The sequence below is a fragment of the Streptomyces sp. NPDC043952 genome (assembly GCF_056435325.1).
In genome coordinates this window covers 1-13,633 of sequence record NZ_JBWKES010000028.1, presented here as the reverse complement: position 1 = coordinate 13,633, position 13,633 = coordinate 1, and the positions used below count along the sequence as shown (strand labels likewise).

12 protein-coding genes are annotated in these 13,633 nt (G+C 73.5%); 6 read left to right on the top strand and 6 right to left on the bottom strand.

Going from position 1 to position 13,633, the window contains the following annotated elements:
* Positions 1-147 precede the first annotated feature (147 nt).
* Entirely contained in the window at positions 148-1,821 is a 1,674-nt protein-coding gene (locus AC069R_RS25820; protein ID WP_478769255.1) for a thiamine pyrophosphate-dependent enzyme, read from the top strand.
* A 188-nt stretch (positions 1,822-2,009) separates the two neighbouring features.
* Here the strand turns inward: AC069R_RS25820 and AC069R_RS25815 are convergent, their stop codons facing one another.
* Both AC069R_RS25815 and AC069R_RS25810 read right to left on the bottom strand, forming a co-directional pair.
* Complete coding sequence (locus AC069R_RS25815; protein WP_478769197.1) at positions 2,010-2,465, bottom strand: ATP-binding protein; 456 nt, start codon at positions 2,463-2,465, stop codon at positions 2,010-2,012.
* A gap of 254 nt (positions 2,466-2,719) precedes the next feature.
* Entirely contained in the window at positions 2,720-2,893 is a 174-nt protein-coding gene (locus AC069R_RS25810; protein ID WP_361683081.1) for a CsbD family protein, read from the bottom strand.
* 127 nt (positions 2,894-3,020) lie between these two features.
* Here AC069R_RS25810 and AC069R_RS25805 point away from each other — a divergent pair, with 127 nt between their 5' ends.
* Positions 3,021-3,497: a MarR family winged helix-turn-helix transcriptional regulator gene (locus AC069R_RS25805; protein WP_478769196.1), complete on the top strand. Its 477-nt coding sequence runs from the start codon at positions 3,021-3,023 to the stop codon at positions 3,495-3,497.
* A gap of 134 nt (positions 3,498-3,631) precedes the next feature.
* Entirely contained in the window at positions 3,632-5,290 is a 1,659-nt protein-coding gene (locus tag AC069R_RS25800) for an MFS transporter (RefSeq protein ID WP_478769254.1), read from the top strand.
* 5 nt (positions 5,291-5,295) lie between these two features.
* On the opposite strand, the gene AC069R_RS25795 is transcribed toward AC069R_RS25800, so the two are convergent.
* Both AC069R_RS25795 and mgrA read right to left on the bottom strand, forming a co-directional pair.
* Positions 5,296-5,919 carry a DedA family protein gene (locus tag AC069R_RS25795; RefSeq protein WP_478769195.1) on the bottom strand — a complete coding sequence of 208 codons (624 nt, stop codon included), beginning with the start codon at positions 5,917-5,919 and terminating at the stop codon, positions 5,296-5,298.
* A gap of 301 nt (positions 5,920-6,220) precedes the next feature.
* The gene (gene mgrA / locus AC069R_RS25790) at positions 6,221-7,264 is read right to left on the bottom strand and encodes an L-glyceraldehyde 3-phosphate reductase (RefSeq protein WP_478769194.1); all 1,044 of its coding nucleotides are present in this window, start codon (positions 7,262-7,264) and stop codon (positions 6,221-6,223) included.
* A 269-nt stretch (positions 7,265-7,533) separates the two neighbouring features.
* On the opposite strand from mgrA, the gene AC069R_RS25785 reads away from it, so the two are divergent.
* Positions 7,534-8,376 carry a chitosanase gene (locus AC069R_RS25785; RefSeq protein ID WP_478769193.1) on the top strand — a complete coding sequence of 281 codons (843 nt, stop codon included), beginning with the start codon at positions 7,534-7,536 and terminating at the stop codon, positions 8,374-8,376.
* Positions 8,377-8,558: 182 nt separating this feature from the next.
* Positions 8,559-10,199 (top strand): phosphoglucomutase (alpha-D-glucose-1,6-bisphosphate-dependent), encoded by a 1,641-nt coding sequence (pgm, locus tag AC069R_RS25780; protein ID WP_478769192.1) that lies wholly within the window; start codon positions 8,559-8,561, stop codon positions 10,197-10,199.
* 69 nt (positions 10,200-10,268) lie between these two features.
* Here pgm and AC069R_RS25775 read toward each other — a convergent pair whose 3' ends face one another.
* Both AC069R_RS25775 and AC069R_RS25770 read right to left on the bottom strand, forming a co-directional pair.
* Positions 10,269-11,186, bottom strand: a complete 918-nt coding sequence (locus AC069R_RS25775; protein ID WP_478769191.1) for an SGNH/GDSL hydrolase family protein — start codon at positions 11,184-11,186, stop codon at positions 10,269-10,271.
* 268 nt (positions 11,187-11,454) lie between these two features.
* Positions 11,455-11,700, bottom strand: coding sequence for a DUF5133 domain-containing protein (locus AC069R_RS25770; RefSeq protein ID WP_478769190.1), 246 nt, complete (start codon positions 11,698-11,700; stop codon positions 11,455-11,457).
* Between the two features lie 219 nt (positions 11,701-11,919).
* On the opposite strand from AC069R_RS25770, the gene AC069R_RS25765 reads away from it, so the two are divergent.
* Complete coding sequence (locus tag AC069R_RS25765) at positions 11,920-13,527, top strand: adenosine deaminase family protein (protein WP_478769189.1); 1,608 nt, start codon at positions 11,920-11,922, stop codon at positions 13,525-13,527.
* Positions 13,528-13,633: the final 106 nt, after the last annotated feature.

Sequence of the window (13,633 nt, the reverse complement as noted above, 5' to 3'; positions counted from 1 at the left end):
CTCTCCCGAGCCTGGCACGGGTGCCCGCACTCCGCGCGTCCGAAACGGCGCCGTCCGCCATCCGTGCGCCCGTTTGCGCGGGTCGGCGCGGGGCTACCCGGTGGCCCGGACGAGTGCGCCGAGTGCGAGGAGGACGTTGTGGGGAACATGGCCGAGGTCGTCGCCGCCCGGCTGCGGGGCGCGGGCGTGGACCGGGTGTACGGCGTGCCGTGCCTGGCGCTCGACCCGCTGGTCCGGGAGCTGGCAGCCCCCCGGTCCGCGCGGGCCGGGGCCCCCTGGTTCGTGCAGGCGCGCGGCGAGGAGTCCGCCGCCCTCATGGCCTGCGCCCACGCCAAGCTCACCGGCCGCCTCGGCTGCTGCCTCGCCCCGCCCGGCGCGGGCGCCCTGCGACTGCTGGCCGGCCTGTACGACGCGGCGGCCGACCGGGCACCGGTGCTCGCGCTGGCCGGCGGGGACGACGGCGGCCTCGCCCTGCGCCGGCTGGCGGAGGTGTCCGTGTTCTGCGAACCGGTCTCCCGGCCGGAACAACTGCCCGACGCCCTGCACCGGGCCGTCCGGGCGGCGCTCACCGAGCGGGGCGTCGCCAGTGTCGTCGTACCGCGCGAGGTGCTGACGGCGACGGCACCGGACGCACCGGCCGACGACGACAGCCCGCGACCCGCGCCGGTACGACCGCCCGACGAGAGCCTGCTCCGCCGCGCCGCCGCCGTCCTGGACGCGGCCCGGCGCCCCGCCGTGCTCGTGGGCAACGCCGGGCGCGCGGCGTCGGCGCAGGCGGCGGGGGTGGCCGCGCTGCTCGGCGCCGGGGTGGCCGTGACCGCGCTCGCGCGGGACGCGCTGCCCGACGACCTGCCGTACCAGACGGGCGTCGCGGGGCCGCTCGGCAGCACCGCCGCCGCGACGCTGCTTCAGGAGTGCGACACGCTGCTGCTCGTCGGCGCGGAGGACCTGGACCCCGCCGTGCTGCCCGACCGCGCCCGGTGCCGGATCGTGGCGGTGGAGCCCGAGGAGCCCCCGCGCGCGGTGGCCGTCGCGGCGTCCGGTGACGTCTCGTCGGCGACCGAGGTGCGCGTGAGCTGCGACCCCCCGGCGTTCCTGGAGGCGCTGATCCCGCTGCTGCGCCGGAACACCGACCGCGCCTGGCGCACCCATGTGGAGGACACGGTGCGCGACTGGCGGGCCGAGGGGCGGACCAGGGCCGGCCGGTACTTCGGCACCTCCGTGAACCCCCGCGCGGTCGTCGCCGAACTCTCCGAGCGGCTGCCGGACCGGGCCGTGGTGGTCACCGACTCCGGTACCGCGCTCGACTGGTGGACCCGCCACCTCAGGCTGCGCAACGGCATGCGCTCCCTGCTCTCGGGCCACCTCGGGCTGCCCGGCGCCGCCGTCCCGTACGCCGTCGCCGCGAAGTTCGCGGCCCCCGAGCGGCCCGTGATCGCGCTCGTGGGGGACGGGGCCTTCCAGAGCGGCGGGCTGAACGAACTCATCACCGTCCGGCGCCATTTGGGCCATCTCGGCGAGCTGCCGCCGCTCGTGTTCTGCGTGCTGAACAACGGCGACCTCAACCGGCTCACCTGGCAGCGCCGGGCCGCCGCCGGGGATCCGCTGATCCCGCTCTCGGCCGAGGTCCCCGCGATGCCGTACGCCGAGTGGGCCCGCCTCGCCGGAGTGCCGGCCGTACGCTGCGACCGCCCCCGGCATGTCGCCTCCGTCTGGGCCGACGTGCTCACCCGTCCGGGTCCCGTCCTGCTGGAGTTCGTGGTGGACGGCGAGACCCCACCGGACTGGGCGACGGCCGACGCTTCGGCGGCCGTGGTGTGAGGGGAGCGGCGCGCTTCGTATGAGGCAAAGTCCGTGCCGTGAACTCGGCTGTATGCAGCGGGAGTTCGGAAGGTCGTACCGTGAAATCAGTCCATTCCGGCGAGAGTTCTACGGCCTGTGCCGTGAACCCGGCCGCGGACAGTGCAGCTCGACTGCCTGCGGCGTGAATCGGCGTCCCGTGAGGCGGGTCAGCCGTCGTCGCGTGCGCCGGTGCCCTCGGCCACCAGCGGGACCGTCGCGGCGACCCGCTTGCCGCCCTCGGGCAGCACCGTCACCTCCAGGTCGCGCGAGAGCATCGTCACCAGATGCAGACCGTGGCCGCCGACCCGTCCGGGGTCGGGCGGGCGCGGGCGCGGCGGCTCGGCGGAGGTGTCCGTCACGCAGATGCGCAGCGCGTGGGCGCCGGGCCTCAGCTCCAGGCTGAGGGCGCACGGGCCGGGCGCGTGCTTCTCCGCGTTGGTCACCAGTTCGCTCACCACGAGCTGCGCGTCCTGCACCGAACGCCGCACCGGCGCCGGGCGCGCCGCGGCGAGCAGGGCGGCGACGGCGTCACGCGCGTCGGCGCTGCTGCACGTGCCGGTGTCCCAGGTGCGCCTGTAGCCCGGCTCCTGCGTCGTCGGGTGCGTCCTCAGCGAGATGTCCATACCTCGTCGCCCTTTTCCCTCCGGGGTTCGGGGTCCCTTCCTGCGAGCGTGTGAAGAAACGTGCCGTCCTCAGCTCGGCTACCCGCTGGTCCGTCGATCAAGGGGACGTGCACCGGGATTCCTCCGGTTGCACACGAATCCCTGCCCACCGCCGGTCCCGGACGCGACAGCGGGCCCCGGTAATCCGCTGGGGTGGATTCCCGGAACCCGCTGGAATCGCTCGTCCGAGTCAGCGCCATGGCCGACGGCGGGCCTCAGTGTTTGAAGGTGTCCTTGGCCTTCTCCTTGGCCTGCCGGGCGTCGCCCTTGGCACCTTCCATCCGGCCCTCGGCTTCCATGCTCTCGTTGCCGACGGCGCGGCCCATGGCCTCCTTGGCCTTGCCCTTGGCCTGCTCCGCCTTGCCCTTCGCCTTCTGGTTGCCTGCCATCGGAGTCTCCCATCCCAACGTGTTCGCGATGTCCGTTCGCCCTTCGGTTTGCCCCTGGGACGCGCCCCAAACCGATTACTCGCCTTTGGTTGTACAGCCCAGACTGATAAACCTATTGTTACTAATCATGGACGTGGCAACAGACGACGTGGTGGCGACGGCCGCCGACCCGGCCCCCGGCGCCGGGACCAGCGCGCTCGCGGGCGCGCTCCGGCTCGCCATGGGCCGGATCGTGCGCAGACTGCGCCAGGCGCACGCGGTGGGCGACCTCACCCTCTCCGGCGCCTCGGTACTGGCCCGGCTCTCCGGCAGCGGACCGGACTCGCCGGGCGCGCTCGCCGAGCTGGAGCGGGTGCGGCCGCAGGCGATGGCCGGCACCCTCGCCGCTCTGGAGCAGCGGGGCCTGGTGAGCCGGGCGCCCGATCCGGCCGACCGGCGCCGGGCCATCATCGCGATCACCGAGGAGGGCCGCGCCGTGCTGGAGCGGCGCCGCTCCGAGTCCGCCGACCGCCTCGCCCGCGCCCTGGACGGGTTCACCCCGAGCGAGCGGCAGGCACTGGCCGACGTGCTGCCCCTGCTGGACCGACTGGCGGAACAGCTGTGAACGCCGCCGCGCCCGAGGGCGGCATACGCGCCCGGCTCCTCGCCCGTTCGGCCCGGCAGCGGGCCACACCGCCCGGCCCCGGCTACAAGTGGGTCGCCCTGTCCAACACCACGCTCGGCGTCCTGATCGCCACGATGGACGCCTCCATCGTGATCATCTCGCTGCCGGCCATCTTCCGCGGCATCGGCCTGGACCCGCTGGCCGCGGGCAACATCGGCTATCTGCTGTGGATGATCCTCGGCTACCTGCTGGTGTCGGCCGTGCTGGTGGTGGTGCTCGGCCGACTCGGCGACATGTTCGGCCGGGTGCGGATCTACAACCTGGGCTTCCTGGTCTTCGCCGTCGCCTCCATCGCGCTGTCCCTGGACCCGTTCCGGGCCGGGGCGGGCGCGCTGTGGCTGATCCTGTGGCGGATCGTGCAGGCCTTCGGCGGCTCCATGCTCACCGCCAACTCGGCCGCGATCCTCACCGACGCCTTCCCCTCCCGGCAGCGCGGCATGGCGCTCGGCATCAACCAGATCACCGCGCTCGCCGGGCAGTTCCTCGGCCTGCTGGCCGGCGGTCTGCTGGCCGCCGTGGACTGGCGGGCCGTGTTCTGGGTGAGCGTCCCGATCAGCGTCACCGGCACCCTCTGGTCGTACCTGAGCCTGCGCGAGACGGCGGCCGGCGGGCGCGGCCGGGTCGACTGGCTCGGCAACCTCACCTTCGCCTCGGGCGCCGGCATCCTGCTCGCGGGCATCACCTACGGCATCCAGCCCTACGGCGGCCACCCCACCGGCTGGACCAACCCGCTCGTCCTCACCGGGCTGATCGGCGGCGCCTGCCTGCTGCTCGTCTTCTGCGTGGTGGAGACCAGGGTCGCCGAGCCGATGTTCCACCTCTCGCTGTTCAAGGTGCGGGCCTTCGCGGCGGGCAACCTCGCCGCGCTGCTGACCGCGATCGCCCGCGGCGGGCTCCAGTTCATGCTGATCATCTGGCTCCAGGGCATCTGGCTGCCGCTGCACGGCTACGACTTCGAGGACACCCCGCTGTGGGCGGGCATCTTCATGCTGCCGCTCACCCTGGGCTTCCTGCTCGCCGGTCCCGTCTCCGGCTACCTCTCCGACCGGTTCGGCGCCCGGATCTTCTCCACCGCCGGGCTGCTGGTGGTCGCCGGGTCCTTCCTCGGGCTGCTGGCCCTGCCGGTGGACTTCGACTACGGCCCGTTCGCCGCGCTGCTGCTGCTCAACGGGCTGGGCCAGGGCATGTTCTCCTCGCCCAACACCTCCTCGATCATGGGCAGCGTGCCGGCGAGGTACCGGGGCGTGGCCTCCGGGATGCGCTCCACCTTCCAGAACTCGGGCACCGCCCTGTCCATCGGGGTGTTCTTCTCGCTGATGGTCTCCGGCCTCGCCGCGACCCTGCCGAAGACGCTGAGCAGCGGCCTGACGGCCCACGGCGTGCCCGCCGCGACCGCGCACCAGGTGGCCTCGCTGCCGCCGGTGAGCACCCTGTTCGCGACGTTCCTCGGCAACAACCCCATCGGCCATCTGCTCGCGGGCGGCACCCTGGACCACCTGACCGCCGCCCAGCGCGCCACCCTGACCGGCCACACGTTCTTCCCCGAACTGGTCTCCGGCCCCTTCCACCACGGCCTGACCATCGTCTTCAGCGTGGCCGCGGGCATGGCCCTGGTCTCCGCCGTGGCCTCCGCGCTGCGCGGCGGCCACGAGCGTGCCGGCGAGGCGCCGGGAGGCGGCGGGGACCGGACCGCGCCCAAGGAGCCGACGCGCGGGGCGGCGCGCCCCTCCTGACCGGCTCAGCGCTCGTGGCGCCGCCGTACGACATGGCGGGCCACGAGCGCGAGCACCAGGACCGCGAGGGCCACCAGGACGTAGATCTCGTAGCGCTTGATCTGCTCGTAGACCGCGTCGATATGGCTGCCCGCCAGATAGGCCAGGGTGGTCCACAGGCCCACCCACAGGGCGGCGCCGAGGGCGTTGAAGGCGAGGAAGCGGCGCCAGTGCATGCCCGAGGTGCCCGCGACGATGCCGTTGGCCTGGCGCAGGCCCTCGATGAACCGGGCCACGGTGACGATCGCGCCGCCGTGCCGGGTGAAGAACTCCTCGGCGGCCGCGAACCGCTTCGGGGTCAGCAGGATGTACTTGCCCCAGCGGTGCACGAAGGCGCGCCCGCCGTAATGGCCGATCAGATAGCCGATGTTGTCCCCGATGACGGCCGCGGCGAACGCGATGAGCGCCACCTTCACGATGTCCAGCTCACCCGCGCCCGCGTACACCCCGGCGGCGAGCAGGATCGTCTCGCCGGGTGCCGGGATGCCGAAGTCCTCCACGAGGATCACGGCCCCCACGGCCCAGTAGCCGTAGTGGCCGAGCAGCGGCGCCAGATGGGCCAGTGGTCCCGGAAGCGGAGGGGCGGCCATGTCTCAACGGTACGGGTCCGCGGCGGGCCGGGCCCCCGGTGCTACCGGGGGCCCGCCTGGCAACCGGGGCACAGCTCGTGTTCGCCGTCGCGGCTGACGATGGTCCCCCAGCCGAGGCAGCGTTCGCAGTCGCGAGCGCGGCTCAGGTCCGGACGGGGCGGCGGGACGTGGCTGGGACGGGCTGCGTGCACCATGCGGCGAGCGGCTCCTTGCGGTGTGAGGGAGTCGTAAGGATGTCCGAGTTGCCAGATTAAGTCTTATTTATCCTTCATTTCTGTGATGTGCGTCACATCGCCAGGGGTCAATCCAGATTCCCCAGCCGGGCCTCGCGCCACAGGTCGACCCCTCCGTCGGTGGCGTACGTGTCGATCTCGGCCAGCTCCTCGTCGGTGAAGTCGGGGTTCTCCAGCGCGGCCACGTTCTGCTCCAGCTGCTCGGTGCGCGAGGCGCCGATGACCAGGGAGGTCACCCGCCGGTCGCGCAGCGCCCAGGCGAGCGCCAGCTGGGCCAGGGTCTGCCCGCGCCGCGCGGCGATGCCGTTCAGGGCGCGCAGCCGGCGCAGCACGTCCTCGGTCAGCCAGGAGCGGTCGAACGACGCGCCGCGCGCGGCCCGCGAGTCCGCCGGCACGCCGTCCAGGTAGCGGCCGGTCAGCAGCCCCTGGGCGAGCGCCGTGAAGCCGATGACCCCGAACCCCTCCTCCTGTGCCACGTCCAGCAGGCCCTCGGTCTCGATCCAGCGGTTGAACATGTTGTACGACGGCTGGTGGATCAGCAGCGGGGTGCCCAGCTCGCGCAGGATCGCGGTGGCCTGCCGGGTGCGCTCGGCGTCGTAGGAGGAGATGCCGACGTAGAGCGCCTTGCCCTGGCGCACGGCCGTGTCGAGGGCGCCCATCGTCTCCTCCAGCGGCGTGCTCGCGTCCAGCCGGTGGGAGTAGAAGATGTCCACGTAGTCCACGCCCATCCGGCGCAGCGACTGGTCCAGCGAGGCCAGCAGGTACTTGCGGGAGCCGCCGCCCTGCCCGTAGGGGCCCGGCCACATGTCCCAGCCCGCCTTGGTGGAGATCACCAGCTCGTCGCGGTACGGCGCGAGGTCCCGCCGCATCAGCCGGCCGAAGTTGGCCTCCGCCGAGCCGTAGGGCGGGCCGTAGTTGTTCGCCAGGTCGTGGTGGGTGATCCCCAGGTCGAAGGCGCGCAGGGCGATCTCGCGCTGGGTCTCGAAGGCGCGGTCGTCGCCGAAGTTGTGCCAGTAGCCCAGGGACAGGACCGGCAGGTCCAGGCCCGAGCGGCCGGTGCGCCGGTACTGCATGGTGCCGTCGTAGCGAGCGGGGTCCGCGACGTAGGTCATCGGGTGATCTCCGGGTGGTGCGGTACGGGTGCCCCCGAGGTGCGAGGGGGGTCCGTCCACCCTGCGCCGAGGTGATCCATAAGTCCAATCGCGCAGCCGGATCGAATTGAGCGATGCCGTTTCTGAGTGCGGGACTGTCCGATCCTACGAAGTTCACGCGGGCCGGGTTACCGGCCGCTCCCGGTTCTGATAGGAAACTTTCCTACCAGTACGCGCAGCGCCTTCGTGCTGGCCCAACTGGCCGCCCCCCACCCTTCTTTGGAGCCCCAGTGGTGCACGCACACCGCGAATCAGCGGCCCCCGCCCGACTCTCCCGCCGGACCCTCGTCGCCGCGCTCGGCGCCGTGGCCGCCGGTGCCGCGCTCGGCATCCCGCGCGCCACCGCGGCACAGGCCGCCACCGCGGCCGGCCTCGACGACCCCGCGGAGAAGGAGATCGCGATGAAGCTGGTGTCGAGTGCGGAGAACTCCTCGCTCGACTGGAAGGCCCAGTACACGTACATCGAGGACATCGGCGACGGCCGCGGCTACACCGCCGGCATCATCGGCTTCTGCTCCGGCACCGGCGACATGCTCGACCTCGTCCAGCTCTACGCCGACCGCAAGCCCGGCAACGTCCTCGCGAAGTACCTGCCCGCGCTGCGCAAGGTGAACGGCAGCGACTCGCACGCCGGGCTCGACCCCGACTTCCCCAAGGACTGGCGCAAGGCCGCGCAGGACGCGGTGTTCCAGAAGTGCCAGGACGACGAACGCGACCGCGTCTACTTCGACCCCGCCGTGGCCCGGGGCAAGACCGACAAACTGCGCGCCCTCGGCCAGTTCTGCTACTACGACGCCATCGTGATGCACGGCGACGGCGACGACCCCACGAGCTTCCGCAACATCCGGGGGCGCGCCCTGCGCACCGCCAAGCCCCCGGCGCAGGGCGGCGACGAGACGGCGTACCTGAACGCCTTCCTCGACGCCCGCGTCTGGGCGATGAAGCAGGAGGAGGCCCACAGCGACACCACCCGCGTCGACACCGAGCAGCGGGTCTTCCTGCGCAAGGGCAACCTCGACCTGAAGACGCCGCTCGACTGGAAGGTGTACGGCGACAGTTACCACATCGGCTGACGGGGCGTCGCGTGCCGCGCCGCGCGGCCGGCGGAGCCCGCGGCGCGGCGCGCGGCCGTACCGCGCGCGGCGAACATGGCGCGGTCACGCCGCCCCGGTCCGCGCGGACTCGCGTGGCAGCGCCCTGACGAGGAAAGATGGGCGTCAGCGAGTGACCGAAACCGATGCGGAGGAACGCACTCATGGCGCACGAGCGAGCCGGCCGGCCGGCCGGTCCCGAGGATCTTGTCGATGTGGCGAGGCTGGTCACGGCGTACTACGCGCTGCACCCGGACCCGGCCGACCCGGCCCAGCGGGTGGCGTTCGGCACCTCGGGGCACCGGGGCTCCGCCCTGGCGAGCGCCTTCAACGAGGACCACATCGCCGCCACCAGCCAGGCCATCTGCGAGTACCGCGCCGGGCAGGGCATCGACGGTCCGCTGTTCCTGGGCGCCGACACGCACGCCCTGTCGGAGCCCGCGCGGGTCACCGCGCTGGAGGTGTTCGCGGCCAACGGCGTGACCGTGCTCATCGACAGCGCGGACGGCTACACGCCCACCCCCGCCGTCTCGCACGCCATCCTCACCCACAACCGGGGCCGCACCACGGGGCTCGCCGACGGCGTGGTCGTGACCCCCTCGCACAACCCGCCCGCCGACGGCGGTTTCAAGTACAACCCGCCGAGCGGCGGCCCGGCCGCCTCCGACGCCACCTCCTGGATCCAGGACCGCGCCAACGAGATCATCACCGGCGGCCTGAAGGACGTACGACGGCTGCCGTACACCCGCGCCCTCGCCGCGGACACCACCGGCCGCTACGACTTCCTCGGCACCTACGTCGACGACCTGCCGAGCGTCCTCGACCTGGACGCGATCCGCGCGTCCGGGGTGCGCATCGGCGCCGACCCGCTCGGCGGCGCCTCCGTCGCCTACTGGGGCCGGATCGCCGAACGGCACCGCATCGACCTCACGGTGGTCAACCCGCACACCGACCCCACCTGGCGGTTCATGACGCTGGACTGGGACGGCCGGATCCGCATGGACTGCTCCTCGCCCTACGCGATGGCCTCGCTGATCGAGCAGCGCGCCGCCTACCGCATCGCCACCGGCAACGACGCCGACGCCGACCGGCACGGCATCGTCACCCCGGACGCGGGCCTGATGAACCCCAACCACTACCTCGCGGTCGCCATCGACTACCTCTACCGGCACCGCGAACAGTGGTCCGCGGACGCGGGCGTCGGCAAGACCCTGGTGTCCTCCACCATGATCGACCGGGTCGCCGCCGACCTCGGCCGCCGGCTGGTCGAAGTGCCCGTCGGCTTCAAGTGGTTCGTGGACGGGCTGATCGGCGGCGACCTCGGCTTCGGCGGCGAGGAGTCGGCCGGCGCCTCCTTCCTGCGCCGGGACGGCTCGGTGTGGACCACCGACAAGGACGGCATCATCCTCGCCCTGCTCGCCTCCGAGATCACCGCCGTCACGGACAAGACCCCGTCCGAGCACTACGCGGCCCTGACCGCCCGCTTCGGCGAGCCCGCCTACGCCCGCATCGACGCCCCCGCCACCCGCGAACAGAAGGCGCTGCTCGGCACGTTGTCGCCCGCCCAGGTCACCGCGGACACCCTCGCCGGGGAGCCGGTCACCGCCGTGCTCACCGAGGCGCCCGGCAACGGCGCGGCCATCGGCGGCATCAAGGTCACCACCGAGAACGCCTGGTTCGCGGCCCGTCCCTCGGGCACCGAGGACGTCTACAAGGTCTACGCCGAGTCCTTCCTCGGCCCGGACCACCTGGCGCGGGTGCAGGAGGAGGCACAGGGCGTGGTGCGCGGCGCGCTGGGCGGCTGAGCGACGGCCCCTACCCGGCCGCGGGTCGCGGCGGCTTCCGGCGGTGCGTGGAGGCCGCCGCGGCGGGGCTCAGCGGTGTCCGGAGCCGCCCGCGAGCCGGTGCAGGACCGCCCCCGCCATGGCCTGCTCGCCCAGCGCGTTGGGGTGCGCGGGAGCCGCAGGAGCGGCCGGCTGGAGCGGCTCGATCCAGCGGTTGGCGGGCGCCTTGCACATGTCGTGGCCGACCGTTGGACCATAGGTGTCCACGTACGCGGCGCGATGGTGCGCGGCCACCGTCCGCAGCATCGCGTCCAGCCGTTTCTCGGTGTCCCGCAGATAGGCGAAGTCGCCCTGCGCGAACGGTACTTGAGGAAAGCAGCCCACACCGTCGTCGGGCAGCAGATCGGGGTAGCCGACGAGCAGGACCCTGGCGTGCGGCGCCCGCGCGTGCACGGCCCGCAGCACGTTGGTGATCTTCGGCGCGGTCTGCCGCACCGCCAAGGCCAACGCGTCCTGCCCGGACGCCCCGTAGGCACGCTGGCACGGGTTGCCCGCCGGATCCTTCGCGCCGAGCCGGGCGCAGGTGGCGATGATGGTGCCGAACCCGACGTCATTGCCGCCGATCTGGAGCGACACCAGGTCCGTGTGGCGTGACACGGCGTCCAGTTGGGGCGGGTTGGTGCCCTGCGCCTGCCACATCTGCGCGGTCGTCGCGCCCGAGCAACTGGCGTCGGTGAACGCGGTCGCCCCCGCCCGGCGCGCCACCAGCGAGGGGTAATTCCGGTCGGAGCGGGCGCAGTTGGCGTCCACCTGGGTGGGTATGCCGGGGCCCGAGGTGTAGGAGTCGCCCAGCGCCACGTACGCGAGGCGGCGACCGTGGCCCGCCGGGTGCGCGGCGGCCGGTGTCGCGGCGGCGGCCACCAGGGCGCAGCCGGCCACCGCCGCCGCCAGCACCGCCGGCCGCCGCCGGGCTCTCGCCCCGTCCGCCGGACGCCTGTCGTTCGTCATCGTTCCCCCCATGGAACCGGTACTCAGCGCGGACGGCGGCGCCTTCGAGCGGCCCTCACGCGATCGACCGGTTCTGTATACCGCCCGGTAGGTCCCGCCGACCAGAAGCGGGAGCCCGCGAGTTCGGGGGAGCGCGGCGGGGGGAGCCGCCGGCTGTGGGACGGCGCGGCGCCGGCGCGGGCAGCCGCGCGCCCAAGTCCCGCGTGTTGCAGGACGCGGGCCGGTGATCGCACCGGGCAGCCGCGCGCCCGGGTCCCGCGTTCCGGCCTCAGGCGACGGCCGGGGCGGGACCCTGGAGCAGGGAGTCGTCCTCCGGGCGGGCCCCGGACAGCCGGTGGCGTGCCGCGATCAGCGCCATGTCGACATCCCGCGTCCCGGTGGCCACGCACAGCGTGTACGAGATGTCCGCGAGCCGCTGCCGCGCCCCCGGAGTGCTCTCCTCCGCGCCGAGCAGCGCGAGGGTCTCGTACTGGGCGATGAGGTCCTTCAGTACAGCGGGGTGTGCCATCAGCATGGGGTCGGCCTCCTGGTAAGTCGCCTGTACGACGTTCGCAAGCGCGACTACCCGCGCCGCCGCCCGGCATGCCACCCCGGTGCTCCCCGGCCCCTCGCGCGCCGCCCGCACCGTCCGTTACCGGACAGGGAACCGGATGCGTCACCCGCACGGGTGCTCTCCGGCCGGTATGCGCCGGTCGCGCACCCACCGCCGTACTCCTTCGCTGATCATGCCCCTGTGAGTCTGCACACCCGAAATGCCGTACCGCGCCGGGTCGTTCCGGCCGTGCTCGGCACCCTCAGCGTCCTGTCCCTGCTGTCCGCCCTGCCCGCCGCCGCGCAGCCCGCGCGCCCGGCGGCCCGGCCCGCCGCGCCGCCGTCCCGGCCGGTCACGGCCGCCGAGGCGCGCACCGACGCCTACCTCCGCTCGGTCAAGGACCGGCCCGCGGCCCTGCGGGCGTTCTTCCGGCAGCTCCCCAAGGGCGGAGACCTGCACAACCACCTCTCCGGAGCGGTGAACACGGACTACCTCGTCGAACTGGCCGCCGAGGACGGCCTGTGCGTCGACGCCACGATGACCGCCGTCGCCCCGCCCTGCGGCCCCGGCACCCGCCCCGCCGCCGACGCCCGCACCGACCGCGCCTTCCACGAGGCGATCGTGCGCGCCTGGTCCATGCAGGACTTCCCGCCCGGCGAGAACGGGCACGACCACTTCTTCGACACCTTCGGCAAGTTCGGCGAGGTCACCTGGCGGCACCGGGGCAAGCTGCTCGCGCAGGTCGCCGACACGGTCGTGGCCAACAACCAGTCGTACCTGGAGACGATGGTCACCCCCGCCTCCGACGGCGCCAAGCAACTCGCCGACCAGGTGGGCTGGGACGCCGACCTCGCCGCCCTGCACCGCAAGCTGGCCGCGGGCGGCAAGCTGGACCAGCTCGTCGCAAGCGCCCGCAAGGAGGCCGACGACGGCGACGCCGAGTTCCGCGCCACCGAGCACTGCGGCACCTCGCGGGCCCGGCCCGCCTGCGGGCTCACCGTCCGCTGGATCTCCCAGGCGTCCCGCGGCAGTTCACCGGTGCGGGTCTTCACCCAGCTGGACCTCGGCATGCGACTGGCCGAGGCGGACCCGCGGTTCGTCGCCGTCAACCTGGTGCAGCCCGAGGACTGGGACAGCTCGCTGGCGAACTACAGCCTCCAGATGCGCATGGTCGGCTATCTGCGCACCGTGTACCCGAAGGCCCATGTCACCCTGCACGCGGGCGAGTTGTGGCCCGGACTGGTCAAGCCCGAGGCGCTGAAGTTCCATATCGCCCAGGCCGTCGGCGTCGCGCACACCGAGCGCGTCGGACACGGTGTCGACCTGGTCCACGAGGACGACTGGCAGCGCACCGCCCGCACCATGGCGGCCCGGCAGATCGCCGTCGAGGTGCCCTTCTCCAGCAACGCGCAGATCCTCGGCGTCAAGGGCGCCGAGCACCCCTTCACCACGTACCGCCGCTACGGCGTCCCGGTCGTCCTCGCCACCGACGACCCCGGCGTCTCGCGCATCGACATCAGCCACGAGTACCAGTACGCCGCCGCCACCTACGGCCTCGGCTACCCGGAGCTGAAGGACCTGGCCCGCGCCTCCCTCCAGTACGCCTTCCTGCCCGGCGCCAGCCTGTGGCAGGGCAACCCCACCGCGCGGGGCTACCACCCGGTCGCGTCCTGCCGCGCCGAGACCCCCGGCCGGCCCGTGCGCGGCGCGGCCTGCCGGCGGCTCCTCGCCGGCAGCGCCAGGGCGCGCCTGGAATGGCGCCAGGAGGCCGCGTTCGCGGCGTTCGAGCGGGCACACGCCCGCGGGTGACACGGGTACGGGCGCGGGGGGGGGGGGGGGGGGGGGGGGGGGGGGGGGGGGGGGGGGGGGGGGGGGGGGGGGGGGGGGGGGGGGGGGGGGGGGGGGGGGGGGGGGG